This window comes from Nocardia heshunensis, assembly GCF_054782115.1.
Window position 1 is genome coordinate 456,553 of sequence record NZ_BAAGTC010000007.1, and the last position, 25,334, is coordinate 481,886.

A 25,334-nucleotide genomic window follows, 5' to 3' on the forward strand; every position below is an offset into this window, starting at 1 on the left:
GATCTGGTTGCCTGGGTTAGCCTTGCATCGAGTTGATGGAGCGCGGTCGACGGAATGGGACGACACCAGCCGAAGGAGCTCTCGACATGGCAACGCACACTCAGATGACCGGGGGCGAAGTCGCGGATCGGCTTGCGATCCGTGAACTCATCGACGCTTACGCGCATTGCGCCGATCGACGCGACGCCAAGGGACAGATGGCCCTTTTCACCGAGGACACGCACTTCGTCGTCTTCATGGATGCCCGCAATCCCGAGCCGTCGCAGGAGCTGGACGGCCGCGAGTCCTTGGCGCCGGTATTCGACGCCCTCAACGCCTATGCCGCCACCATGCACTTCAACGGTCAGAGCACGATCGAGCTGTCCGGTGATCGCGCGACCGGTGTCGCCTACTGCATGGCCCAGCACCTCACCGAGAACACCGACGGATCCCGCACCATCATGACCGCCTGGATCCGCTACCTCGACACGATGGTCAAGCAGGACGGGGTGTGGCTGTTTGCCGAGCGCAAACTCATGGTCGACTGGACCGATACCCGTCCCAGTACTCCCTGAGGATTGCCGCATCGCGATGGTCGCGGAAGCTTGTCCAGCGCAACAAGATTCACTGGTCTATGTCAGCCGTTGGCGCGAAAGATGGGCCAGCCGACTTCGGTGACCAGGTCACGCTCGTGGTCGACGTCGAGGGGGCTGCGGAGGTAGTTCTCGCGGAGCGGGCCGTCGACGCCGATCTCGTGGCGTGCGGCATAGGTGCCGAGGGCGGCGTAGGTGAGGTCGATGGTGTGCAGCGGGCCGCGGTGCACGGCGATCGCCAGTTCGGCGCCGGGCACGACCAGCGCGGTGACCCTGCCGACCGGGCGCGCATCCGCCTGGACGGGGATGAACACGACTGCCTCGCCGTGCTCCGCCGAGGTCAGTTCGCTCGCGAAGTAACCGCTCATCGGGCCGGTGCGCCGCAGGCCGCGTGCCGTGGCGAAGCCGTGGAGTTCGCCGAGCGCGCCCTGCCACCAGCTCACCAGATCCTGTCGGTCGACGACTTCGCGGATCGCCATCGCCTGCTGTTCCGGGACGGTGCGGTACTCGATGGCAGGCCCGTGATCGGGTCGCTCGAGCAGTTCACGCAGCGATTCGACGGCGTTCTGGACCTGCGCGAGCCGATCCTGCAGGCACGCGAGATGCGCGTTGATCAGCTCGCTGCGGGTGCCGACATCGTGGGCGGCCAGCACCGCTTTCACGTCCGCCACCGGCATTTCCAGGTTGCGTAAGCGTCGGATGACCTGCGCGGTGGGCACTTGGTCCAGGGAGTAGTAGCGGTAGCCGGTGGCGGGGTCGACATCGGCGGGCGCGAGCAGTCCCACGTCGTGGTAGTGCCGCAACGTCTTGACGCTCAGATGGGTGACACGGGAGAACTCGCCGACGGTCAGACCTGTGTCCATGCGGCCAGTATCAACCTTTCCCTTACCGGAGGGTCCAGCACACAACCGGTGCTTGACCCTCCCCCAGCTGTCGCACTCAACGTATCGAGTGCGGACCACACCCCACTGAACGGAGAGCACACCCATGAGCGCACTGGTGATCGCCGAGCTCTTCGCACAGCCCGACCGTGGCGATGACGTCGCGAACCTCCTGCTCGAGATTCTCGGTGAGAGCAGCAAACACGAAGGGTGCGAAGAGATCCGCATCCTGCGCGACCAGGCCGACCCCGACCACGTCGTGGGCCTGACCCAGTGGACCGAAGCCCACAACTACACCGACTACCTCGCCTGGCGCACCGCGAACGGATTCACCGCCACCTTCGAGGCCATGCTCACCCGACCCCTGGTTATCCACTACTACGACGGGCTCTATCAGGGGCTGGGAGTCGCTGCGCGGGAAGCAGCGCCAACCAGTCCCATCGATTGAATAGCTTGCCTCGCAGCCTCTTCCGTCTGATCCGAGGCGGTTGGGATCAGCCTCGAAAGGGCGTCGGCACTGTCCGGGGTGGGGGTGCCGACCAGGAGTTGCTGGCCGGGCGCATGTTGGACATCGAAGGCTTGATAGGTCAGTTCGAGCCGACCCACGCGTGGATGGTCGAACGTCTTCGTCTTGCGGCCGATACCGCGCACGTCATTGTCGCGCCACAGGGCTTCGAATTCGGTACTGCTGCTGCGGAGTTGGTCGATGAGGGCAGCGGTGCGGGGGTCGTCGCGGTAGCCGATTGCCAGACGTAACGCATGGACCGTGTCCCGGCTCACGGTCGGCCAGTCCGCGAACAGCGTTCGTGCGGCGGGATCGTGGAACAGCGAGTGAATCATGTTGCGCCGGTCGGCCAACGGGGCGAGCAGCGCGTCAGCGAGGGCATTGGCCGCGAGAATTTCCAAGCGGCGGTTGACGATATAGGCGACCGCAGTGGGGAACGCGTCCATGAGGCGGAGCAGCTCGGGTGCGACCTCATCCGTGGTCGCGGGCCCGGGTTCGGGGAGGAGTCCCGCGAGCCGGAACAGGTGCCAATGCGCATCGCCCTCCAAGTGCAGCGCCCGGGACAGGGCATCGACCACCTGCGTGGACGGCTTGGTTTCGCGGCCTTGTTCGAGCCGGGTGTAGTAGTCGGCGCTGACTCCTGCCAGTACCGCGACTTCCTCGCGGCGCAGTCCGGGGACGCGGCGCGGCCCGGCGGATGGCATACCGGCGTGGGCCGGAGTCAGTCGGGATCGGCACACGCGCAGAAACTCGCCGAATTCGTTGCCGGTCATCCCGTCAGCCTACGTCGAGTGTTCCTGGGTTCCCGCACACCCAGGAAGCCACGACCTGGGCTTACCGAGGGATCGCCAGCATGCTCGAGGACGGGCGGTGGAACCCCTGCGCCCATCGATCGAGCGGAGAGGGTCATTGTGACCGAGGCGTCGGGCAAGGTTGTGCTGATTACCGGGGCGAGCAGTGGAATCGGTGCGGTGACCGCGCGAGTGCTGGCCGCGGCGGGCCACCGGGTGGTGCTGGGAGCCCGCCGGACCGATCGCATCGCGGAAGTGGCGGAACGGATTCGTGCGGTTGGCGGTAGCGCCGAGTCTCACGCGCTCGATGTCACCAACCTGGCGGAGATGCGTGCGTTCGCGGCGCGGGCCTACGAGCGGTACGGCCGGATCGATGTCCTGGTCAACAACGCGGGTGTGATGCCGCTGTCGCGATTGGACGCGTTGGCGGTCGAGGATTGGGATCGGATGATCGATGTCAATATTCGCGGTGTCCTGCACGGCATCGCCGCGGTGCTGCCGTTCATGTCCGGTCGCGGCACCGGCCACATCGTCAACCTCGCTTCGGTGTCCGGGCATCGGGTCGACCCCACCGCGGCGGTCTACAGCGCCACCAAGTACGCGGTGCGCGCGATCTCGGAAGGACTGCGGCAGGAGAGCCGTGATATCCGCGTCACCGTGATCAGCCCCGGCTTCACCCGCAGCGAGCTCGCGGAAGGCATCGGCGACAACGACATTCGCGCCGCGATCGACGCGGGCATGCAGGTGGCGATGCCGGCGGAGGCGATCGGCGCGGCCGTCGAGTATGCGATCGGCCAACCACCCGAGGTCGACGTCAACGAAATTGTCGTTCGGCCGACACGGCAGGGCTGATCATGATCGACGACGAGCAGGTGGGGGTCTGGGTCGACGGCTACGTGCACGCGTGGAATACCAACGCGGCCAAGGACATCGCCCGATTGTTCAGCAAAGACGCCGAGTATCACGAATGGCCGTACCAGACTGATTGGGTCGGCCGCGATGCCATCGTCGACGGTTGGCGCGGCCGACTGGCCTGGCAGCAGGGCGGCTGGACGTTCGACTGGTCGATTCTGATGATCACCGGCGACACGGCCGCAATCCAGGGCGTCGGCCGATACACCGAACTCGGTGACTTCGCGAACCTATGGACGGTCACCTTCGATCTGCGCGGCAAATGCTCCATGTTCCGAATGTGGAACAACCAGTTATGAATTCGACCGGTGGATCGGACGACTCACCGTCGGCTGGATCAGTTCGATGAGATTGTCTTCGGGGTCCTTGACATACGCGAAGCGCGCTCCCGGCTGCACCGCGTCGGCGGGCGGCCACACCGCGCTACCGCCCGCGGCCACAATCGTGGCGAAGGCCGCATCCAGATCGCGGACCGCTACCGCCCAGTGGCCGAATCCCAGCGTCTTCGCGGCGTCGAGCGGGTCGGTGTAGGTGCGGTCGCGACTTGCCCCGGCGCGTTCGATGAGTTCGAGGCACACCCCGGTCGCCGACCGCAGGACGACGGTCCGGACGGGCGGTTCCTCGAGCCGGAACTCCTCGATGACCTCGTGGAGCCCGAGAGCTCGCTGGTACCAGGCGCATTGGGCGTCGAGATCGGCGACCGACAGGCTCGTGTGGTGTACATCCAGGCCGAGATCGACATCGGACATGGTGACCTCCGGATTCGTGGTTAATTGCATTAACCTGGTTAGTGTCATTAACCTTAGGGGCATGCCGGAGAAAGTCAAACGTCGCAGCGGACACCACCACGGCGACCTCCGCCGCGTGCTCGAGGAAGCCGCGCTGGACCTGGTATCCGCCAAGGGTGTCGCTGGGATGACGATGGCCGAGGTCAGTCGGCAGGCAGGCGTCAGTGTCGCGGCGCCCTACAAGCACTTCACCGACCGCGACGCCCTCCTGGCAGCCTTGGTCCAGCGCGCTTTCAGCGAGCAACGCGAGTTCTACCGCGCCGCGATGGCGCAGGCCCCCGGCCCGTCCGAACAATTGACGGCCTTCGCCGCGGCCTACGTCCAATTCGCGGCCGATCATCCCGCACTGTTCCAGCTCACGTTCGCCGCCGGACTCGACAAGGCCCGCTACCCCGAACTCGCCGCAGCCGGACAAGCGCTCCTCGGGGAGCTGTCCGAACCCGCCCGCGCACTATGCGGCGATGACCGGCAAGCCCGCAGGCTGATCCTGGCCATCGCAGCCAGCGCGCACGGCCACGCCGTATTCCTCGCCGAAGGCGTCCTCGCCGACCTCCCGAACCCACTGGCCGAGGCCAGACGTGAAGCCGCAACGGCCGCAACGGCATTGATCTCGGCATACGCTGCCGAAACGACTACCGTTCCCTATTGAAAGGGCTGGTGGGAGAGGGTTTGGTGGACCATCTCGGTGAGGGTGACTATGTCGAAGACGGGGATGCCGAGGTGTTGTTGGATGGTGTGGCGGTAGGGCACCAGGTCGGTGCATTCGATGATCAGTGCGCCTAGGTCGGGGCTGTGGGTGGCTAGTCGGTGGACTTCGGTGAGTACTTCGCGGCCGAGGCGGTCGGGGTCGAGGTTGTTGCGGCCGCCTTCGAGGATGACCTCGCGGAATTCGGGGTGGGCGGACATTCCGGCGACGCGGATCGGGACGGTTTCACCGCCGATCGCGGCCAGATGGCGGCGGGTGAGGGACTTTTCGTCGGCGACCAGGAGGCCGATCGGGCGATCGGTGGCCAGCATGCGGTGGACCAGAGGCAATTGGATGAGGCTCGAGGTGTAGAGCGGGATGCGGACGGCGTCGGCCAGGCGCTGTTGGAAGATGACCAGGAAGCCGCAGGCGGCGGTGATGGCCGCTACGCCTTCGGATTCGAGTTTGCGGGCGGCGTCGATGAACGGCTCGAGCAGCGTCGGATCCGCTTCGGTGACCACGCGGCGCGGGGTTGCGCCGTGGACGATCTGATAGGTGATCGGGAAGTCGAAGGTCGCCGGATTGCGGATGTGGCCGGGGAATTTGGTGAATGCGGTGTCGAGACACAGGACGCCGATCCTGATGTCCGTTCGGTCTGCCATGTCGTCGCCGTTTCAGGTTGGGGTGCTGAATCGATTCGGCCGCAAGGGAATCGGGTCGGTGATGGGTCGCTCGCCCGCCAGGATTTGGCCGATGAGTTCGCCGGCAGCGGGTGCGAGGCCCATGCCGATATGGCCGTGCCCGGCGGCGATGAGCACGTTGCGGAGATCGCCCGCGGGACCGATCAGCGGCAGGCTGTCGGGCGTGCACGGCCGTAATCCGCTCCAGGTTTGCAGGGTCGGCGTTTCCTCCAGTGCGGGAAGGTAATCGCGCACGGTGCGGAGCATCGCCCGCACTCGGCGTTCGGAGATCTCGGTGCTCATTCCGGCCAGTTCGAGCTGCCCGCCGATCCGCAGCCGATCGCCGAGCGCGACCATCGCCACCTTGGCCTCGCTGAGGAGGACCGGCCGACTGGGCGCGCCCGGCGGCATCGGCATGGTCACGCTGTGGCCCTTGATCGGTTGCAGCAGCAGATCGATGCCCGCTAAACGGGCGCACTCGCCCGACCATGCGCCTGCGGCGATGACCACGGTGCCGGGACGCAGCTCTCCGCCAGTGGTACTGAGGCGCACTACATTTCGATCCTGCACTTCGAACGCGGTAACCTCCGCACCCTCGCAGATCTCCACTCCCGAATCTCTCAGCACGCGACCGAATTCGACGAGGAATTCGGGAACGTGCAGATACGCGCCCTCCGGGTTGTACAGCGCGCCATGGATATCGAACACGGTCTTCGGCTCGAGTTCCTCGAGCTCGCCCGGCGGCAGCACACACAGCGGTACACCACCGGCGACGGTCCGCTCGACCGCTCGTCTCGCCTCGTCGAAGCCCTGCTCGGTTTTGAACGCCAGCACGATGCCCGGGGACTCGAAGGTCGCGGCAATGCGCTCGCTGGCACACAGCTCGACCAGCAGCTGCAGGCTGCGCTTCTTCATGGCGATCAGCGCCCGGAATCCGGCCGCGGCCGCCTCGGCCGAGCAGGCGCGCCGGAAATGCTCCAGCCAACGCGTCAATTCGGCGTCCGCCCGCGGTTCGATGTACCAGGGTGAATCGGGGTCGGTCGCACCGGGAACGGCGAGCGCGCGCATGCCGGGTTCGGCCAGCGGTGCCGCGCCGTGGGTGCCGACGAAACCTGTGTTGCCATAGGAGCACGACTGCGGCCCGCCGAGCGCGCCGCGCTCGAGCACCGTGACCGTCGCCCCGCGCTGCCGCAACTGATGGGCGCAGAACAGTCCGACGACTCCCCCGCCGATGACCACCACATCCGGGTGCTCGGGGCCGTCCCGCTCGGGCGTCACGACGTCGACCTAGACGGTGACGACGAAGAAGTTCGTCGGCAGATTGACCACGACCCGCTCGTAGATCTCCGCCTTCAGCGCGATACCGGGCTCGGTGAACGTGCCTTCGGGCGCTTCGGCGAAACGGATCACCGAGCGTCCGGCGTCGAAAAGCTGTGCACCGTGCCCGAAATCGCCGACGATGGCGGAGCCGGGCTCGACCAGCCGCGTCCGGACGATGAACACCCCGTTCTGTTCCAGATCGTCCATCAGCCGGCCGGTCCCCATCGCACGGTAGTAATCGACCGGGTTGATGATCATGCCGTCCGCCGTGCCGCCCATCTGCTCGATCTCGTTGCAGGCGCGCAGGATTGTCGACGCGAAGGGCCCCGGCGACGTCATCCTCTCGATCCCGGGCAGGTTCAGCAGCCCGCCTTCGCCGCTGATGATCGTGACGTTCTCGGCTGTGCAGAGCCGGACGATCAAGCGGTAGTTGATGAAGGTCTCGAAGGTCTCGGGATCCTTCCACAGATCCGGCGGGACCTGCACCCACGCCGTGGTGGTGAGCAGCTCCGGAATCGGCGATTTGCCGAAGCGACTGGCCAGCTCCCGTCGAACCTCCGCACCCTCGATTGGAATACCGCCCGCCTCGGGAGCGCTTTCGTGCCAATAGAACTGGCGCGGATCGCGGGAAAGATCGACCGTCTTGAGCATGTTGCGGGCGGGATTGCGCGGTTTGCGTCGCGAGCTGGTCAGCGAATCGGTGATGGTCACGTCGTACTCGACCGCCGCGTCCAGCCCGTGCTCCGCGCAGGCCTCGACAAACCTGCGGCCCGGCGACATTTCCTGCTTCCGGTCGGCGACGACCTGCGCCAGTGTGGGTTTGATGGTGTCTGCCTTCAACATGTCCCCTCCTGGGAAACGGTGTAGTGCGATGAGGACGCGCCGAGCACGCTCGAACCGCCGTCGATCAGCTGGACGGTGCCGGTGATATAGGCGGCTCGCTGACTGGCCAAAAAGGTTGCCAGGGCGGCGATTTCGTCGGGACGCGCCACCCGCCCGATGGCGGTGTTTCGACCGACGGCCGCCAGCTGATCCTCCAGCCCGCCATCGGTGGATCCTTGTGTCAGGACTCGTTCCAGCAGCGGTGTGCGGGTAGCGGTGGGTGCGAGCACATTGACGGTCACGCCGTCGCGGCCCAGGTCGGCGGCGAGTGATTGGGCGAACCGCACGATGGCCGCCCGGGTCACCCCGGACAGGGCCAGTCCGCTGATGGGGACCGCCGCCGTCTCCGACGCCACGAAAAGCAGCCTGCCCCAGTGCGCGTCACGCAGGTGCGGCACAGCCGCGAGCGCCAGTTCTACCGCTGGCATCAGCACCGTGTCGACCGCCTCCCGGTAGGCGCCCGGCGCGAATGTCGCCGCACTCCCGGTCGGTGGTGTGCCGCCGCTGACGACGACGATATGGAGTCCGCCGAACTCGGCGGCCACCTCGTCGACCCAGCGACGCGCCGCGGCAGAGTCGGTGATGTCCACGCGAGTCGCATGGATCCGGCCGCGCGCCACCGCTTTGATCCCCCGCTCGGCGACGGCGAGCCGGTCCGGGTCGCGCGCGCCGATGGCGACATGCGCGCCCTCGGCGGCCAGTTCGCGAGCGATCGCCAGCCCGATGCCGCTGGATCCGCCCGCGACCAGTGCGACCTTGTCTGTGAATCCGAGATCCATTGTCGCTCAGCCCCTTCCGTCTGCGCTCGGGTTGAGGTACCCGTACCGGAGCGACAACGGCCAGGACAGCAGCTCCGCCGTCCACTTGGACGAAGACGGCAGTGCTTTCCGCCAGGTGTCGTCGGTCGGGCGGATCACGGTGACCCCCGTGTTGAAGCGGTCCGGATTTCCGGTGACCGTGTGATTGGCGTGCAGCTCCACCGCTCGATCGGTCATCGGATTGGCCGCCGGGTCGAGCTCGCACCACCGCAGCAAGTCGTCGACCGTCGCCGCGGGGTCGGCGATGAAGTCCTCGTAGCGCAGGAACATCGACCGTTGCGGATAGCGCCGGGCGATCGCGTGCGACGCGAGATTGAAGCCGGTCCAGTAGCCGGTGCTCTTCGCCGGCCCCATGGCGTACACGTATTCCTTTGGCTTGCTCCACGATTGGGCGACAGCCCGCGGATCACGCACCAGATGGACGTAGTACGGCGTGATGCCCTCCATGTACTCCAGCAGCGCCGCCTCCCCCGGCATCTTCGAGGTATCCACGATCACCCGCGAATCGGTGCGCTCCGCGACCGCCCGATAGACCCCGGTCAACAGCTCGGCGTGCTCGCGAATCTCGCCATTGCGCAGACCGCGGCCGAGCACCTGCCAGGTGTGCCTGGTCCGGACATAGCCGAGCTGATGCCGGATGACCATGTCGGCGTGGGCTTCCAGCGTGGTGCCGGCGGGCCGTCCGACCGGCAGGATCGTGGACCACAACGGGCAGTCGACGAGCTTGTCCCCGCAGCCGCACAGCTCGTTCACGCCGCGGCCCGCCGCGTTCTTCCAGAGGAAATGCAGTTCCCCGACATGGAAGACGCCGGGAATCTCATTGAGGATATTGCCGAGGATGGTGCTGCCGTTGCGGCACCATCCGATGATGGACAGGACCTTGACCGGCGATGCGCTCGTCATCCGCTGACTCCCTTCTCGAGCGGGGCGGTCGACTGTCGAATCGTCCCGGCCATCCCCGCCGCGATGAGCGCACAGCCCGCGCCGACCAGATACACGGCGGGATAGCCCCATCCGCTCGCGATGGCCCCGGTCGCCGGACCCCAGACGAACAGGCCCAGATCCCAGAACGAGGTGTAAGCACCCAGTGCCGCACCCTGTTTGGCGCTGTCGGTGCTGTTCATGACCATCAACGCCAGGGAGGGATGCAGCAGTGAGAACCCGACCCCCATGACGATGACACCGAGCAGCGCCACCGGCAGATTCGGTGACCAGGCGACGATCAGCAGCCCGACCGCCTCACCGATCCCGGACCAGGTGCCGACTCGACGCGGCCCGAGCTGGTCGGGCAGCTTGCCGATGACCAGGCGCGTACCGGCGTAGACGGCGCTGAAGACGCTCAAAACGACTGCGCCGGAGCCAATTCCACGCACTTGCAGGTCGCGGATGATGAACGCGGCCAGTCCGACGTAGCCCGCGGCCGCGAGAGCCAGGGCCAGGCCGGGCAGCGCAGCCGGTCGCAGCATCAGCCCGCGACCTCCACCGGACCGCGCCACCTGTGGCTCGGGGGCGACGATGCTGATCAGCGTGAGTCCAGCGAAAGGCATTGCGGCACACAGTGTCCAGACCGCATCGATCCCGAAATGCCGCAGCGCCGCGCCGAGTGCCGTCCCCAGCGAGATCCCACCCCACATGGCTACGCCGTAGAGCCCGATCAATTGGCCGCGCCGGTTGTGCGGTGCGAGCAGGACGGTCCAGGCTGCTCCCGCGGTGAAGAGCGCAGCCTCGCCCACGCCGACCAGCAGCCGTACCGCGATCAGACCCGCCAGGCCGAGCGGCAGGAAGTACAACAGCCCGCCGACCGTGAGGGCGAGTGCGCCGAACCGCATGACCGATCGGTAGCCGTGCCGGTCGGCCAGCCCACCGAATACCGGCCGCGTCAGCAGCGCGGTGAGCGCGGTGGCCGTCACCACGACACCCACCATGAGATCGCCCGCGCCGTACTGGCTGCGGACGTGGTCCGGCAGCACCGGAATGGCTGCGGACAGACCCAGATACCCGCAGAACAATCCGCCGAACACTCCGGCTAGCGCTAGCCGCGGAAGCGTTCCGGTGTCGGAGGGCGCGGTCATCGGTGGCCGGTCCACGTCGCGTTCGATTCCGCCGTGAGAACGGCCGCGACCTTCCGCACGGCCGCTATCAGATCGTCGCAGTCGGCCCGAGTCAGGGTCGATGACAGCGGAATGTCCACCGCCTCTTGCAGATAACGGGTCGCGTTCGGCAGGGACGCCTTGACCGCGGCGGTGTCCATGCCGCGGAACAGGAATCGCCAGTTCCAGAAGGCGCGGATATTGTGATCGTCGTCCGAGCCGAGATTGCGCGCGTCGACGCCCTCCCGGCACAGCGCCCGCGCGAACCAGTGCGCGCGGCCGTCGGGAACCCGGAAGATGAATGCCTCACCGAGATAGGCGCCCGGGGCCACCGGTCGACGGATTCGAATGCCGTCGAGGTCGGCCAGCGCCGCGGCCACATAGTCGTAGTTCTCGCGAAAGGCGGCCAGGCGATCCGGTAGCCGTCCCAGTTCGGACCGCAACAGAGCGGCCCGGATCTCGTCCATCCGGAAGCTGAACAACGGCAGCTCCAGATCGGTGGGGATCGGCGGGTCACCGTCCGGAAAATGCCGCCGCAACCGCCCCTCGTACGCACCGGAAAGCACTGTGGCACGGGCGAACAGGGTGGCGTCGTCGGTGATCAGGAAACCGCCCTCGCCGCTGTTGAGCGACTTGTCCGACTGGGTGCTGAATGCCCCCGCCAGGCCGAAGGTGCCGAGTTTGCGCCCCTCCAGCTCCGCGCCCAGCGCCGGAACCGCGTCCTCGAAGACCGGCACCCCTTGCTCCTCGGCGAAGCGCAGCAATGCCCCTATGTCTCCGGCGAAGCCGCGCATGTGAACCACCACGATCGCCTTGATCCGCGGCGTCCACCGGCTGCGCAGATCGGCCACGTCCAGGTGGAGATTCTCGTCGACATCCACGAGGAACGGCGTGCATCCGGCGAGCAGAATGGAACTGGGCGTGGCGGCGAAAGTGAAACCGGGGCAAGCGATCAGACTCCCGGGCTCGACTCCGGCGGCCATGATCGCGAGGGTCAGTGCGGTGGTGCCGCTGGAGGTGGCCAGCGCGTACCCGGACCCGAAGTAGCGGCACACCTCCGCCTCGAATTGCGCGCACTCGGTCTCATGATGCGGGCGGTGGTCGTACCGGAAGTAGAGGTGGCTGCGCAGCGCGCGCAGCGCCGCTTCCTCATCCTCGGGATGCACGCACACCGCGCCCCGATCGTAGGTGGGCCAAGCGGTGCGCCGGACCGGATCCCCGCCGGACAGCGCCAGCGTGACGGGTGTTGTCGGGGCAGATGTCGAATCATCAATCACGTTGTCCGCCATCATATTTCTGGCTACACACCGACACCGGGTCGGTGGTTGCGACAGCTTGCCTGCCGAAGTTCTCATCGCGGGGAACCCCGGTGAATGTTCAAGGCACGCTACGCCGATTTCCGCGACTCATGCCCGAAATGTCGTTAAATCCTGGTCACGTGTCCGATACGGTTCATCGCGCAACCCGTTGTGCCCCAACGGATATTGGGGCTTGACCTGGTTGCCGGAATCACATTGCAGTCGGTGCGTCAGAATCAATTCCACTGTCCAACAGGGGCTTCTGTCGCTGCACGGTCATGTCGAGCAAGAGCATGGCGTCGTGGTCGGGGGTGTCGGGTCGGGCGACGTAGACGCCGAGGCGGTGACCCGGGGTGTTCTCCAGTTGCATGCCCTGGAATTCGAGGGTGAGGGTGCCGACATGGGGGTGGTGGAAGGTCTTCGGTTGGGCGTGAGCGCGTTTGGTCACGTCGTAGCGTTCCCAGAGGGTGGCGAAGTCGGGGCTCTTGAGTAGGAGTTCGCCGACGAGACCCGCCAGGTCGGGGGCGTCGGGGTCGGTTCCGGCGAGGGCGCGCAGGCGGGCGACACAGCCGCGAATCTGGGTGTCCCAGTTGGCATACAGGTCGCGGGCGGCGGGGTGCAGGAACAGGAAGCGGGCGAGGTTGCGCTGCTTGATCGGCCAGTCGTCGAGACCGGCGTAGAGGGCGGCCGCGCCGGGGTTGGACGCGAGGACATCGAGCGTGCGGCTGGTGACGTAGGCCGGGTTGGGGCGCAGCGTCTCCAGGAGCAGTTTGACCTGGGGGCTCACGGTCCGGCTCGGGGCGGGCGGCGGTTGGGGTGCGTGGCGGGCGGCTCGGGCAGCGAGGTCGATGAGGTGCTCGTGCTCTTCGGGATCGAGTTTGAGGGCGCGGGCGAGGGCATCGACGACCGCCGGGCTGGGGCGGGTTTCCTTGCCGCGTTCGAGGCGGGTGAAGTAATCGATACTGACCCCGGCCAGGGCGGCGACCTCCTCGCGGCGCAGTCCCGGGGTGCGGCGAATGCCCGTGGTGGGGCTGAATCCGACGTCAGCCGGTGACACCTGGGTGCGGCGGGCGCGCAGGAATCGCCCCAACTCGGTGCCGCCGTCGCGAGGCCGCTGATCTGCCATGACGTCCAGTCTGACCCGATCGCGTCGGGTGCGCCGTATCCGTGGGGGGCCGTGTCGCACCCCCGCTGGCGGCTCCCCCGAACAGCGGGGCGTGGTGCGTGTCCGCCGCGGTGGGTCATAGTTTGAGCAGCGCAGGAACGTTCCCAGCTCGCTTCACCCGGCTGTCGCTCAGGCATTCCGGACGGAAATTCGAAGGAAGGTGTTTCCGCAATGCGCGCAACCCTGCTCTATCAGGCCGGTGACGTTCGGGTCGAGGACGTCGCGGACCCGAAGATTCAAAACCCCACCGACGCGGTGATCCGGATCGTGGTGTCCTGCGTGTGTGGCAGCGATCTGTGGCCCTACAAGTCCGCGCCGCGCACCGACAACCCTCGCCATATGGGGCACGAATTCCTCGGCGTGGTGGAGGACATCGGCGCCGACGTGGTGACCGTCAAACCCGGTGACCTGGTCGTCGTCCCGTTCACCTACTCCGACAACACCTGTGAGTACTGCCGACTCGGCCTGCAGACCTCCTGCGTCCACGCCGGGCAATGGGGTGTGGGCGGCGTCGACGGCGGCCAAGGCGAGGCGGCACGCATCCCGTATGCCGACGGCACCCTGGTCAAACTCCCGGTCGCCGAGGACTCCCCGCTACTGCCGGATCTGCTCACGCTGTCCGATGTGCTGTGCACCGGTTATCACGCCGCCCACACCGCCGGTGTCAGGCCCGGCGACACAGTGGCCGTGATCGGTGACGGCGCGGTCGGCCTGTCCGCAGTGATCGCCGCGAAACTGCTCGGCGCGGAACGGATCATCCTGATGGGCCGTCACACCGCACGCACCGACCTCGGCCGCGAATTCGGCGCGACCGACGTCATCGCCGACCGCGGTGACAAGGGCGTCGCGGCGGTCCGGGAACTGACCGGCGGAGGTGTCGCCCGGGTACTCGAATGTGTCGGCCTCGCGGCCGCTGTCACCCAGGCGGCCGGGGTGGTTCGCGACGGTGGCGTCATCAGCCGCGTCGGCGCGCCGCAATACCCCGCGATCCCTTTCGGTTTCGGCGAGTTCATGCGCAACCTCACCCTGACCGGCGGCGTCGCCCCCGCCCGCGCCTACATCCCGGAACTGTTGCCGCACATCCTCAATGGCGACATCCATCCCGGCCGCGTCTTCGACCGCACTGTCGGCCTGGAGGACGTGGCCGAAGGCTACCGGCTCATGAACGACCGCGAGGCTCTCAAAGTCCTGATCCGCCCCTGAATTCGGCAAAGGAGAACAGACATGGAACGCGTGACCTTCCAGAACAAGGGCAATACCGTTGTCGGTAACCTGTTCAAGCCGAAGGACATTCAGCAAGGTGGCAAGTACCCGGCGATCGTCGTGACCCACCCCTTCGGTGCGGTCAAGGAACAGGTCTCGACCACCTACGCCGAACTGCTCACCGCCCAAGGCTTCATCACCCTCGTCTTCGATGCCTCGTACCAAGGCGAGAGCGGTGGCGAGCCACACTTCTCGGAATTCCCCGCCTCGCGCGTCGAGGACATCCGCTGCGCGATCGACTTCCTCAGCAACGAACCGTCCGTCGACGCCGAACGCATTGGCGCACTGGGTATCTGCGCCGGTGGTGGCTACAGCGTCAACGTGGCGCAGACGGAGATGCGGATCAAGGCGGTGGCAGGCGTGAGCACCTTCGACCTGGGCTCCGCCCGCCGCGACGGCGTCGGCGGCACCCAGTCGATCGAGTACCGCAACAGTCTGCTCGAGCGCGTAGGCCAGGCCCGCACCCGCGAAGCCGCCGGCGGCGAGGTCGAGATGTTCTCCCTGATCAACGACAACCCGGCCTTCGACATGAACGACCTGTCCACCATCCCGAAGCTCTACCAAGAGGGCTACGAGTACTACTCGAACGTGGCACCCCACCCGCGTGCCATGGGTGCCTTCGCCCTCTCCAGCCTCGGCCAGCAAATGGCCTTCTTCCCCTTCGAAGGCATCGAAATGATCTCCCCACGCCCCCTGCTCCTGATCGCCGGCTCCGAAGCCGACACCCTCTACTTCAGCCAAAACGCCTACCGAAAGGCAAACGAGCCCAAGGAACTCCACCTCATCCCCGGCGCCTCCCACATCGACCTGTACTACAAGCCCGACTACGTTCCCCAGGTCGCCGAGAAGCTCACCGAATTCTTCACCAAGAACCTGTAATTCATCCCCAGATGGCGGGCGGAGCGACCGGTAGTCGGTACCGGCGCCAAGGGGGCCGCGACGGTCGGTTGTCGGTCGTGATTGCTTGAATACTGGCAGTTGTTTGCAGTACTCGAGAGGGGGGCCGATGGCCACTGACGCAGAGCGCAATCGTGACGGGCTCGACGAGGACGCGTGGGAGGTTCCCGCCGCATGGCGCGACGTGGGACCTCCGGTCCGCGGCTTTGCCCACTATCGATCGTTCACGCCGATTCAGAACGCTGTTGAACTGTACGACAAGGTGATTGCGGCCAATCGAGACTACCTGCATCCCTCGTTGGCGGCTTCGTGGCCGACAGCAGTGTCCGAGGCCGGAGCGGTCGCGTTGGCCGATCCGACATCGGCGACGCCGCTGGGGGCGGCTGCGTTGGCGATTGTGGCCGAGGGCGAACGGCGACACGAACGGCGGCAAGACGAAACCGTCGACTACTGGGCTATGACGGTCGACGCGTGGGTGGCCCAGCGCGGCATAGTGTTTGCGGCCGAGGCCGCAATTATCGCGACTACGATGAGTCGTGTCTCCCGCGAGGTATCGGGCGGTCGCGGTTACGACCTGACGCCATGGTCTGCCGGGCGGTACTTCTACAGTTTTCATTCGATGGCCGCGTTGCCGCGAGCGCGCGAGCACCTGGTTGCCGCCACCGAGGACCGCTACCGCGCCGCCATCGTGCGTCTCGGCGAAATACGTTCGGCAACAGGAGCATTGCCGGTTCGTGTGGCCGTGAGTTATTTGGTGCCAACAGAGCAGTCGTGGGTCGCCGCCGACATCGATCAACCGGTGGAGGACAGCTACTGGGTTCACACCATGTACGCGATCCTCGCGACAGCGGTGACGACCGCGTCCCAACTGAAGAGCTTCATCGCGCGTCTGCGTCCGGCGAATCGTAGTGACGTGAAGACAGCCGGGTACATCGGCGCGGTCGCCCGTGTCGGTCCGGAGGCAGCCGAAACGATTGCCGCCGTGGCCTTCGTGGATCACGTGACCAGCTGGACCCGGGAGGATACGTGGGACCTGGCCGAGATTCTGTCGTATCTGCCCACGGATGAGGCGTTCAGCCTGCTGCTACATAATCTGGACCGCTATGGGGTTCCGACTGCGGCAATGGCCGCGGCGCAACGTTTCCCGCGCCGGGCGATGCGGCTGCTGTCAGCCGGCGCCGAGCGGTCTTCGGCGGTCGGCACACTACTGCGGATCCATGCCTGGCGGAATCCGCACCTGGCTGCGGAGTTCGGTGTCCAACTGCCCGATGTGCCGGTTGTCGAACCCACCGAGTTGCCCGATGTGTTTCGACCACGCCGGAAACCGGCCGCCGTGCCGTCCTGGTTGATCCTGCCGGTGCTGCCGCCGCTGCTGACGAGCAACACCGCGCAAGCCCTGCCGACGCCAGCGGCGGAGGTGGTGTGCGCCTTGTTGGCCAAGCGCACACCGGATCGCGCGGCGATCGAACAGATTTCGGCCGTTCTCGATCCGATGTCGATGGCAAGCTTCGCGTGGGGCCTGTTTCAAGCGTGGGTGTTCGCCGAATACCCAACAGGTGGAATCTGGACTTTGCGCGCAGTGGGGCTGTTCGGTGACGACGAAGCCGCGCGGCTGCTGGTCCCACTGATCCTGCAGTGGCCGCGGCAATCGGCCTCGGCCCGCGCGGTAGCAGCCCTGGACGTACTGGCCGATATCGGTACTCCAGCCGCCCTCGGGCACCTGCACGACATTGGCCTTCGCACCAGACAGCGCGGATTCCGAAAGGCAGTGCGGGCCAAACTCGATGCTGTCGCCGAGCAGCGCCGCATGACGACAGACGAACTGGCAGACCGCTCCGTTCCGGACCTCGGTCTGGGCAGGGACGGCCGACTCACCCTGGACTACGGTGCGCGCGGCTTCGTCATCGACCTCGACGAACAACTCCAACCGATCGTCTTCGACGGCCACCGCGCAAAAGACGGATCGTGGACTGCCGGACCACTCCGCAGGACCCTGCCCAAGCCCGCCACACAGGACGACCGCGCCATCGCCACCGCGGCCCACGAGCGGTTCACCGCGCTGCGAGAAGGCGCAAAGACAGTTGCCCGCGAACAGATTCGGCGTCTGGAGCAGGCCATGGTCGAGGATCGACGCTGGTCGGCGCAGGTGTATCGGGAGCTGTTCGTCGACCATCCGTTGCTGTATCAGCTCGCCCGCCGCCTGGTGTGGGCCACCCTCGGTGCCGATGGCATCGTTCAGCAGTCCTTCCGGATTGCCGACGATCTCACGTTCGCCGACGTCAACGGCGACGCCGTCAGCATCGCCGAGGACGTCGAGGTAGGGATCGTCCATCCGCTACAGCTCGGTGAGGCCGCCGCCCGCTGGGCATCGGTATTCGCGGATGCTGCTGTTCTGCAGCCATTTTCGCAGCTCGACCGAGCAGTATGGGCAATGGACTCATCCGCGTTCGCTGCGGGCCTGAGCGGATACCGGCATCTCCAAACCTCGCCGGGTCGACTGCTGGTACTGGCGCGCAACGGGTGGACACGACAGACCTCCAACGGCGCCATCGATCGCATCGTGCGGCCGCTGTTCACCGGCGGTTCGGTCCAGCTGCGGATCTATCCGAGCCTCGAATGGCGCGACCTGATGCGGCATTCGACCCACCTCATCACGAGCGTCGACCTCATCGACACCGACCCGACTGCCCTCGGCCCCGTCACCGCGTCCGAGGTGATCCGCGAGTTGGAGGCGCTGCGAGCTGGATGAGAGCCCTGGGCGGTGGTACGGCGCAAAGGAATTCGCGTCCTGAACCCATGGAATCCGCAGTTCGTGTGTGGCTCAACGGGTGAGGGGCAGGTCGATCGGGTAGGGGGCGGCGGTGTCGGCGGAGGCTGAGATGGGTTGCCAGGCTGTGGCTTCGGTGATTTGGGAGTGGGAGTAGTCGAGGGCCATTTGGGCCGCTCCGGCGCCGAGTAGTAGGTGGCTGGGGAGGTTGTCTTCGTGGACGATGCGGACGAGGATGTCGGCGGCTCGGGCTGGGTCGCCGGGTGCGGTGCCGTTGCGCAGCAATTCGCTTAGGGCTCCGACGGTTTCGCGATAGTCCTGGGGTATGTCGTCGATCTGCATCGAGGCACCCGCCCAGTCGGTGGCGAAACCGCCGGGCTCGACCACGAGGTAGCGGATTCCGAATGGTGCGGTCTCGGCGGCCAGGACGCGGGTGAAGCCGTCGACGGCGAATTTGGCTGCTTGGTAAGAGCCGAGTCCGGGGGTGTGGCCGACGCGGCCGCCTACCGAGGAGAATTGGATGACGATGCCCGCGCCCTGCTTCTTCAGTAGTGGTAGTGCTGCGCGGGACACGTTGTAGACGCCCCAGAAGTTGGTTTCGAACTGGCGGCGGAAGTCGGCCTCGTCGGTGGTTTCGATGGGTGAGAGGTTGGCGTAGCCGGCGTTGTTGACCACCACGTCGATCCGCCCGAATCGGTCGAAGCCCTCGGCGAGTGCGGCGGAAGCCGCTGCTGGGTCGGTGACATCCAGCGCGACCGGGAGTACCCGCTCGCCGTACTTCGCGACCAGGTCGCTGAGCTGCTCGGGCTTGCGGGCGGTCGCCACGACATTGTCTCCGGCCTCGAGCGCGGCCGTCGCGAGGGAGCGACCGAAGCCGCGAGTGGAACCGGTGATGAACCAGGTGTTCGGCTGCGTGCTCATGAACTTAGTACAACATGGTTGTGTTATTACCGCAACCACGTTTCGTTAGACTAGGCTGCAACGGTGAGTGACTTCGACTTCGCACGTGCCCGCACCCCCGAAGCCAAACGCGCACGGCAGGACACGATCCTGGCCGCGGCGGCTCGATTGGCGACGGTCGGCAGCGTGCGGGAGGTGACCGCGAGTGCGATCGCCGACGAGGTCGGCATGCACAAGTCGGCGATGTTGCGCTACTTCGAAACTCGCGAGGACATTTTCCTCCAGCTGGCAGCCGACGCGTGGGATGAATGGTCCCTGGCGGTGCGGGCGGAGATCGACGACTTCGCGGCCCGCTCAACCGGCGAACGCCGCGAGTGGAACCCCTCCGCCGCCGATGACGCTGCCGCGATTCTCGCGCGCACTCTGGTGACTCGCCCGCTGTTCTGCGACCTGCTCGCCCAAACGCCACTGAACCTGGAGCGCAATGTCTCCCAGGAGAAGGTGAAGGCGTTCAAGATTCGCGCCCTGGCCGCGGTGGCCGAGATCGGTGCCGCGCTCTGCACGGTCACGCCTCTCGGTCTCGACCAGGCGCGCAGAGTGGTTGCGACCGCGACCTCGATGGCCGGTGCCATGTGGCAGATGGCGGCCCCCGGCACACATCTGCGTGCCTTCTACGAATCCGAACCCGAACTGGCCCACGCCATCGTCGATGTCGAACCCTCGCTGACCGACATCCTGGGCACCCTGATCACCGGCTACGTCACGCGCTCGATCTGACCCGGCTGGGCGGCCGCCATGGCGAGGATTTCCGGCACGTCCTCGGCGAGGAGGAAGCCTGCGGCTACCGCCTTGTCGGTTGCCGCGCTGAATGTTTCGAGGTAGTTGTCCGGAGGGGGTCCCGGGAGTGGTCGCGTGCAGCCGAACATGATGGCCGGGCCGCCGCCCTCCTGGCCTAGGCCGGACAGTACCGCGAGTGGTACGTCCATCCACGGCGTGCGGATGCCGCCGAGTGCGTTGCCGTGGTGGTCCAGTGCCAGCTGTCCTTCCGAGACCGCGAGCCGATCGGCATGCGCGGGAGCGGGACCGCCACCAGCCCATTGGGACAGCACCGCGATGGCTGTCTGCAGGACATAGTGATGTTGGGGACCGGAATTGATCGGCTCTGGGAAATCGACGCCGAGTGGATTGCGGCGGGGCGCCATCAACGCGGCGAGTTCCGCCGCGGTCAGTGAACCGGAGTCGGTGAACGATGCGCTCACGGTGTAGGTGTCCGCGTGCGCGGCACCGGCCAGTTCCCAGAGCCGGTATCGGTCGGAGTCGGGCTGGCGGGAGTTGATCGACTGCATGAATCCGACTACGTCGGTTTCGGTTTGGAGCACCAGCACCGGTGCCGTCGTATCGGTACGCACTCGCGTGCCGCTGTCGAGCGTGTCTGGTTCTCCCCACCCGGTGAGCGTGGCAGGGTAGCCGGGCCGACCGTCGATCAGGTACCCGTCGTACGGCGAGCCATGCGGCGCAACAGCATTCACAAACGTCACCAGCGTCGCCGCGGATTGCGACTGCCCGGCGGCGAGTAGCTGCCGAGTCCCGGCCAGCAGCGTCCTGACCAACTCCCCCGCCTGCCGGTAGATGTCATAGCAATAGGCGTCACCAGGATGCGAAAGCTCGGCATACCGAACCGGATCCGTCTGCTTCAACGGCGGCAGCAGCACCGAGTTCCAGGTGTCATCCCCCTCGGCTGCTGCGGCCATCACACTGCCGCCATGGATCGGCGCATACTGCACAGAAGCCCCAACCCACGCCATCCCCGCCCGGATCAACTGCCGATGCGCCAACAGCCAGACCGGCGGCGTATCCGCCCCGGAGGATGCGTTGAGCCATTCCACAACAGCCGTCCCGCAATAGCCCTCAACCGGCCGGTACACCACGATTCGGGTCGTGAACGGCGCGAAGCTATCCGGCTCGGTCGCCCACTCACCATCGTCGCCGGCCGAACCGATCAAGCGGTAGGACCCGGCCGTGCCGGACAGGATGTATTCCTCGGCGACGTAGCCAACATCGGACAGTGGGAAAAACGTCGAGATCAGGTTGATCGAACCAGCGACCGGACCGGAGTACCCCATCCCGGAACCCTAACAACTGCTTGGTTCTCGGACAATCACTCGCATGCGGCGGTCATCGCTTGTGCCCCTTTGTCTTCCGGTGGGTCGAGTCGCGTCGGTGCGAGCCAACGCCGATACAGGTCACGGTCGGCATGTGGGGTGGGTAACAGAAGGCTTCCGACGGGGCTCGGTGGCGGCGATGAGCGGGGCATCCGAGGTGTCCAGTGGGTGAACGCGCGATCACGGTGGTCAATGGGCGCACCGTTGAGATTGCCGAATATTTGCTGTTGATGTTCACTTACTCCACTCAAATGTGGACTTTCGTCCGGTATCGCAGGGGGTAGACCCATGAAGAGATTCCGTCGGCTGGCCGTGTCGATCTGCTGCGCGGCCATCGCCTCCACCGCCGCCGCGGCCGGAACCGCCGCGGCGGAACCGGGCCCCGCCGTCCTGGGCGGAGCGTCGGGGATCCTGTTGAACGCCAACGGAGTCTGCTCACTGACCACGATCGGCTACGACGACGCCGCACGACTTGTCGGGTTGACTGCCGGGCATTGTGGCGGTGCCGGCTCGCCGATCCGGGCCGAACAGAATCGCGCCGCCGGTGTGGTGGGCACCGTGGTGTTCTCGGACCAAGGCCGCGGCCTGGACTACGCGGTCATCGAATTCGACCCGTCGAAGGTGGCCCCAGTCCGTACGGTCGGGCGAACGACCATCGCGGGCTACGGCGCCACACCCACGCCAGGGGCCTCGGTCTGCACCGACGGGCGCTCCAGCGGGTTCGACTGCGGAGTCGTATGGGGACCCTACGGTGCCCGGGTACTCAACCAATCCTGCTCGGTCCCTGGCGATTCCGGCGGTCCGGTCACCCTAGGCGATCAACTCGTCGGCATGAACCAGGGCCACCTCCAGCCCGGTGGAGTGAACCTGCAATGCCTCGACGCGGCGTTCCCGCTCCACGCCCCAGCCTACTTCGCGCCCATCGCAGACATTCTGCAGGCCATCAACGCGAGCGGAGGCGTAGGCACCGGCCTGCGCCCGGCATGACGGCCATCCCCACCGCATTGACCGGGAGCCGGTGAATCCATGGGCAATCTCGATCGCCTGATGCAGCAGGTACGCCGGTGGAGCTACGGTCCCACCTGGCTGCTCAGCCTCTTGATCGGGTTCGGCTGCGCCCTCATCCATATCGGGTTCACCGCCCTCACCACAAGGGAATTCGATGGCTGGGACGCACTGATCGGCCTCATTCCCGGCGCGATCTCCGCTGTTGCGGCCGCCGTCGGCATCATCCTCGTTCGGCAACGCTATGGCGGACGAGAGTTGATGCGGCACTTCTTCGATTCCGTGTACACCCACCGGCTTCCGCACTTGCGCACGGCACTGGACGTCAGTGTGTACGGCCAACTGCTCGACGAGGAATCGGCCCGTCGTGAGCGGACTCGATACCCCGGCTACTGGCCGCTTGCGGTCGCCGCTCTCCTCAGCGCGACCTTCGCTGTCCTGCAGCGGAGTTCAGTTCAGGCCGTCATTACCGTGGCGGCCGTCGGCTATTGGCTGTGGCTGCTGTACTGGAATCCCCGAATCCTCCGCGGCCTGTACTTGCTCAAAGCGCAGTTCGAGCACTACAGATACAACCTGCCGGGCTGAGTCCGGAAGGAGGGGCGCCTGGCGCTGTCGCCTACCAGACGGCGGTGAAGACGCGCAGGAAGTTTTCGCCGAGGACTTTGGCGATGTCGGTGGGGGGTGAAGCCGCGTTCGCGCAGTGCTGGAACGAATTCGATGGCGTTGGTTCCGTCGAGGGGGTAGTTCCAGGGCGGCGGCGGGTAGTCGTCGCGGCTCCAGTTGCCGATTTCCACGTATTTTGCCCAGTCGGAGCCGTGGAAGAAGTCGGTGCCGAAGGCGACGTGGTCGATGCCGACGAGGCCGACCATGTGCTCGAGGTGGGCCATGACGTCGGACATGGTGGGGTTCGGCTTGGTGCTGATGAAGTCGGGGAAGCCGCACAGGCCTACGACGCCGCCCTTCTCGGCCACCGTTCTGATCTGTTCGTCGGTGAGGTTGCGGGGGTGGTCGCGGACGGCGCGGGCGTTGGCGTGGGTGAAAACGTCTACGCGCGTGGAGATTTCCATTGCTTCGAGGGTGGTGCGCTCACCGGTGTGTGATAGGTCGACCAGGACGTTGCGTTCGTTCATCGCCCGGATCGCGGCGCGACCGAAGACCGACAGCCCGCTGTTCGCGGGTTCGAGGCACCCGTCGCCAATGTTGTTGCGGTAGTTGTAACACAGCTGGATCGTCTTGACGCCGAGCCGTCGATACACCTCGACCATGCCGACATCGCGGCCGAGCGGGCGACCGTTCTGGAATTGCAGTGCGAGCCCGAGGCGTTTGCTGCGCTTGGCTTCCCGGATATCGTCGACCGATTCGATGAGAAGCAGTTCCTCGGGGTTCGATTCGATCAACCGATGGAACTGCGAGAGGCTCGCGATCGTCCCGGGCATATCGTCGGAGGTGGTGACGGTCGCGACGATCGCGGTGACGCCGGATTTGTAGAAACGCTTCCACTCCAACAGGTCCTGCATCAATACCGGAGCGCAACCATCGATAACGATGCTGCTGTCGTAGATCTCGTGATCAGAGGCGTTGGGGCCAGCTGTCTTCTTCACGGATGCAACTCCATTCTCTGAGGGGACGAGTCCAGACGCACCCGGGGCCGGCTTCCCATCCGTGCGCCGACCAGGATGCCCAGGCTGATGGTGACGAGGGTGACCACCGTGTTGATCACGGTGTCCGCGGTGCTGTGGTGGGTGAGCAGATCGGAGACACCCTGCAGGCTGGCCGCACCGGGGACCAGCACCCAGAAACAGGGCAGGAAAATCAACAGGTCCGGGATCTGATGGTGGCGTTGAATCCAGGCCGTGAGGGGCGGGAGCAGCATGCCGGCCGCGAAGGCGCCCAACGCGATTCCGCCGACCGCCTGCCCCACGGTCTGCACGGCACGTTCCAACAGCAGCGCGAAGACGAGCCACGGCAGCGTGCTGGCGGGCGCGGAGTAGAACAGAGCGAACCCGACAAGGAACAGCACCGCCGCGATCCAGCCGACCCAGGCTCCCAGTAGATGCGGCGTCGGCGGCGCGGCGGCAGCGGCGGGCACGGCCTGCACGCCGACCAGAATGCCCACCGCGAGCAACAGCAAAGTGTTTGCGGCCCCGGCCAATCGAGACACGCCGGACAGCGTGTAGCCGAGCGAGAGCTCGATGGACCCTTGGACCAGAGCCGCACCGGGGAGGAACGCGATCAGCGGCGGGATGAACAGGTTCTGTGGCGCCTCGTGCAGCAGCGGTCCGGCGAAGCGCTGGGCCACGGCGGTGGCGAGGACGCCCGCCGCGACCGGGAGGATCGGTCCGAGTGCGGGCCAATAGCGCGCGATCAGCACTCGCAGCAGTCCGACCGCCAGCCCGAGCACCGCGTAGCCAGGCATGGCGGCGACCGTCGGATGCAGCATCAGGCCGAGCCCGAGCGTCGCCACCACGTATCCGAGCACCGAGGTGACGGGCCGCACGCTCTGCGGCATCGAACGCATCTCCGCCAACGCGGTGCGCACCTTGTCGAAGGGCAGCGGCTCGGTACGGAGGCGGGCCATCAGGCTCTCCAGCGCCTGGGCTTGATCGAGTCTCAGGTCGGGTCCGTTCACCAGCGCGAAATCGAGTTCGCCGTCCGCTTCCGAGGAATGCTGGTCGACGCGAACGAACAGCCCGGTGGGCACGATGAAACTGCGGGCCCGCATGCCATAGCAGGCCGCGACTTCGCTCAGATCGACTTCGACCGACGCGGTGCGCTTGCCCGCGCGCAGCAGTTCCGCGCCGAACTCGCTCAGCAGCCCGGCCAGCTCCAGGGTCCATTGTCGATCCGCCGCAACGGAACCAGGGACCGTCGCGGGTGCGGGGACAGGCCCGATGCGACCGGGCATGGTGAGCCGCAACCAGCGTCGAACGCGATCCGACCGACTCGCCAACCC

General features: G+C 66.4%; 26 protein-coding genes. 11 read left to right on the top strand and 15 right to left on the bottom strand.

Annotated features, from left to right (window positions below; genetic code table 11):
* Positions 1-86 precede the first annotated feature (86 nt).
* On the top strand, positions 87-554 hold the full coding sequence (locus ACYVN4_RS25205; protein WP_460724458.1) for a nuclear transport factor 2 family protein: 468 nt from the start codon (positions 87-89) through the stop codon (positions 552-554).
* A 62-nt stretch (positions 555-616) separates the two neighbouring features.
* Here ACYVN4_RS25205 and ACYVN4_RS25210 read toward each other — a convergent pair whose 3' ends face one another.
* Complete coding sequence (locus ACYVN4_RS25210) at positions 617-1,435, bottom strand: MerR family transcriptional regulator (protein WP_460724459.1); 819 nt, start codon at positions 1,433-1,435, stop codon at positions 617-619.
* A 124-nt stretch (positions 1,436-1,559) separates the two neighbouring features.
* Between ACYVN4_RS25210 and ACYVN4_RS25215 the strand changes: the two genes are divergently transcribed.
* On the top strand, positions 1,560-1,901 hold the full coding sequence (locus ACYVN4_RS25215; protein ID WP_460724460.1) for a putative quinol monooxygenase: 342 nt from the start codon (positions 1,560-1,562) through the stop codon (positions 1,899-1,901).
* Here ACYVN4_RS25215 and ACYVN4_RS25220 read toward each other — a convergent pair.
* On the bottom strand, positions 1,847-2,731 hold the full coding sequence (locus tag ACYVN4_RS25220) for a helix-turn-helix transcriptional regulator (RefSeq protein ID WP_460724461.1): 885 nt from the start codon (positions 2,729-2,731) through the stop codon (positions 1,847-1,849). The genes ACYVN4_RS25215 and ACYVN4_RS25220 overlap by 55 nt on opposite strands.
* A gap of 138 nt (positions 2,732-2,869) precedes the next feature.
* On the opposite strand from ACYVN4_RS25220, the gene ACYVN4_RS25225 reads away from it, so the two are divergent.
* Together ACYVN4_RS25225 and ACYVN4_RS25230 are read left to right on the top strand one after the other, a co-directional pair.
* Positions 2,870-3,601, top strand: a complete 732-nt coding sequence (locus ACYVN4_RS25225) for an SDR family oxidoreductase (protein ID WP_460724462.1) — start codon at positions 2,870-2,872, stop codon at positions 3,599-3,601.
* Between the two features lie 2 nt (positions 3,602-3,603).
* On the top strand, positions 3,604-3,960 hold the full coding sequence (locus ACYVN4_RS25230) for a nuclear transport factor 2 family protein (RefSeq protein WP_460724463.1): 357 nt from the start codon (positions 3,604-3,606) through the stop codon (positions 3,958-3,960).
* Here ACYVN4_RS25230 and ACYVN4_RS25235 read toward each other — a convergent pair.
* Positions 3,955-4,410, bottom strand: a complete 456-nt coding sequence (locus ACYVN4_RS25235; protein WP_460724464.1) for a VOC family protein — start codon at positions 4,408-4,410, stop codon at positions 3,955-3,957. The two genes, ACYVN4_RS25230 and ACYVN4_RS25235, sit on opposite strands and share 6 nt — an antisense overlap.
* A gap of 61 nt (positions 4,411-4,471) precedes the next feature.
* Here ACYVN4_RS25235 and ACYVN4_RS25240 point away from each other — a divergent pair, with 61 nt between their 5' ends.
* The gene (locus ACYVN4_RS25240) at positions 4,472-5,098 is read left to right on the top strand and encodes a TetR/AcrR family transcriptional regulator (protein WP_460724465.1); all 627 of its coding nucleotides are present in this window, start codon (positions 4,472-4,474) and stop codon (positions 5,096-5,098) included.
* Here ACYVN4_RS25240 and ACYVN4_RS25245 read toward each other — a convergent pair.
* The 8 genes from ACYVN4_RS25245 to ACYVN4_RS25280 all read right to left on the bottom strand — a co-directional run bounded on the left by ACYVN4_RS25245 (position 5,092) and on the right by ACYVN4_RS25280 (position 13,348).
* A complete protein-coding gene (locus tag ACYVN4_RS25245) occupies positions 5,092-5,796 on the bottom strand; it encodes an aspartate/glutamate racemase family protein (protein ID WP_460724466.1) in 705 nt (234 codons plus the stop codon). The genes ACYVN4_RS25240 and ACYVN4_RS25245 overlap by 7 nt on opposite strands.
* Positions 5,797-5,808: 12 nt before the next feature.
* Complete coding sequence (locus tag ACYVN4_RS25250; protein ID WP_460724467.1) at positions 5,809-7,092, bottom strand: NAD(P)/FAD-dependent oxidoreductase; 1,284 nt, start codon at positions 7,090-7,092, stop codon at positions 5,809-5,811.
* Positions 7,093-7,101: 9 nt separating this feature from the next.
* Positions 7,102-7,914, bottom strand: a complete 813-nt coding sequence (locus tag ACYVN4_RS25255; RefSeq protein WP_460724468.1) for a family 3 encapsulin nanocompartment shell protein — start codon at positions 7,912-7,914, stop codon at positions 7,102-7,104.
* 56 nt (positions 7,915-7,970) lie between these two features.
* Positions 7,971-8,795, bottom strand: a complete 825-nt coding sequence (locus tag ACYVN4_RS25260) for an SDR family NAD(P)-dependent oxidoreductase (RefSeq protein ID WP_460724469.1) — start codon at positions 8,793-8,795, stop codon at positions 7,971-7,973.
* 6 nt (positions 8,796-8,801) lie between these two features.
* Positions 8,802-9,737: a sulfotransferase gene (locus tag ACYVN4_RS25265; protein ID WP_460724470.1), complete on the bottom strand. Its 936-nt coding sequence runs from the start codon at positions 9,735-9,737 to the stop codon at positions 8,802-8,804.
* Entirely contained in the window at positions 9,734-10,906 is a 1,173-nt protein-coding gene (locus tag ACYVN4_RS25270; RefSeq protein ID WP_460724471.1) for an MFS transporter, read from the bottom strand. The genes ACYVN4_RS25265 and ACYVN4_RS25270 overlap by 4 nt, the downstream gene beginning before the upstream one ends.
* Positions 10,903-12,201, bottom strand: a complete 1,299-nt coding sequence (locus tag ACYVN4_RS25275; protein WP_460724472.1) for a DegT/DnrJ/EryC1/StrS family aminotransferase — start codon at positions 12,199-12,201, stop codon at positions 10,903-10,905. Before ACYVN4_RS25275 ends, ACYVN4_RS25270 begins: the two co-directional genes overlap by 4 nt.
* 232 nt (positions 12,202-12,433) lie before the next feature.
* Positions 12,434-13,348: a helix-turn-helix transcriptional regulator gene (locus tag ACYVN4_RS25280; protein ID WP_460724473.1), complete on the bottom strand. Its 915-nt coding sequence runs from the start codon at positions 13,346-13,348 to the stop codon at positions 12,434-12,436.
* Between the two features lie 210 nt (positions 13,349-13,558).
* On the opposite strand from ACYVN4_RS25280, the gene ACYVN4_RS25285 reads away from it, so the two are divergent.
* The 3 genes from ACYVN4_RS25285 (at position 13,559) to ACYVN4_RS25295 (ending at position 18,296) form a co-directional block, all read left to right on the top strand.
* On the top strand, positions 13,559-14,590 hold the full coding sequence (locus tag ACYVN4_RS25285) for a zinc-binding dehydrogenase (RefSeq protein WP_460724474.1): 1,032 nt from the start codon (positions 13,559-13,561) through the stop codon (positions 14,588-14,590).
* A gap of 21 nt (positions 14,591-14,611) precedes the next feature.
* The gene (locus ACYVN4_RS25290; RefSeq protein WP_460724475.1) at positions 14,612-15,529 is read left to right on the top strand and encodes an alpha/beta hydrolase; all 918 of its coding nucleotides are present in this window, start codon (positions 14,612-14,614) and stop codon (positions 15,527-15,529) included.
* Between the two features lie 127 nt (positions 15,530-15,656).
* Positions 15,657-18,296: a DUF4132 domain-containing protein gene (locus ACYVN4_RS25295; protein ID WP_460724476.1), complete on the top strand. Its 2,640-nt coding sequence runs from the start codon at positions 15,657-15,659 to the stop codon at positions 18,294-18,296.
* Between the two features lie 72 nt (positions 18,297-18,368).
* Here ACYVN4_RS25295 and ACYVN4_RS25300 read toward each other — a convergent pair whose 3' ends face one another.
* On the bottom strand, positions 18,369-19,235 hold the full coding sequence (locus ACYVN4_RS25300; protein WP_460724477.1) for an SDR family NAD(P)-dependent oxidoreductase: 867 nt from the start codon (positions 19,233-19,235) through the stop codon (positions 18,369-18,371).
* Between the two features lie 63 nt (positions 19,236-19,298).
* Here ACYVN4_RS25300 and ACYVN4_RS25305 point away from each other — a divergent pair, with 63 nt between their 5' ends.
* Positions 19,299-19,991: a TetR family transcriptional regulator gene (locus ACYVN4_RS25305; protein WP_460724478.1), complete on the top strand. Its 693-nt coding sequence runs from the start codon at positions 19,299-19,301 to the stop codon at positions 19,989-19,991.
* On the opposite strand, the gene ACYVN4_RS25310 is transcribed toward ACYVN4_RS25305, so the two are convergent.
* Positions 19,970-21,337: an alpha/beta hydrolase domain-containing protein gene (locus tag ACYVN4_RS25310; RefSeq protein WP_460724479.1), complete on the bottom strand. Its 1,368-nt coding sequence runs from the start codon at positions 21,335-21,337 to the stop codon at positions 19,970-19,972. The genes ACYVN4_RS25305 and ACYVN4_RS25310 overlap by 22 nt on opposite strands.
* A 327-nt stretch (positions 21,338-21,664) precedes the next feature.
* Here ACYVN4_RS25310 and ACYVN4_RS25315 point away from each other — a divergent pair, with 327 nt between their 5' ends.
* Positions 21,665-22,363, top strand: a complete 699-nt coding sequence (locus tag ACYVN4_RS25315; protein ID WP_460724480.1) for a S1 family peptidase — start codon at positions 21,665-21,667, stop codon at positions 22,361-22,363.
* A 39-nt stretch (positions 22,364-22,402) separates the two neighbouring features.
* Positions 22,403-22,966 carry a hypothetical protein gene (locus tag ACYVN4_RS25320; protein ID WP_460724481.1) on the top strand — a complete coding sequence of 188 codons (564 nt, stop codon included), beginning with the start codon at positions 22,403-22,405 and terminating at the stop codon, positions 22,964-22,966.
* On the opposite strand, the gene ACYVN4_RS25325 is transcribed toward ACYVN4_RS25320, so the two are convergent.
* Positions 22,942-23,982 carry a dipeptidase gene (locus ACYVN4_RS25325; protein WP_460724482.1) on the bottom strand — a complete coding sequence of 347 codons (1,041 nt, stop codon included), beginning with the start codon at positions 23,980-23,982 and terminating at the stop codon, positions 22,942-22,944. The two genes, ACYVN4_RS25320 and ACYVN4_RS25325, sit on opposite strands and share 25 nt — an antisense overlap.
* Positions 23,979-25,286 (bottom strand): threonine/serine exporter family protein, encoded by a 1,308-nt coding sequence (locus tag ACYVN4_RS25330; protein ID WP_460724483.1) that lies wholly within the window; start codon positions 25,284-25,286, stop codon positions 23,979-23,981. Before ACYVN4_RS25330 ends, ACYVN4_RS25325 begins: the two co-directional genes overlap by 4 nt.
* Positions 25,287-25,334: the final 48 nt, after the last annotated feature.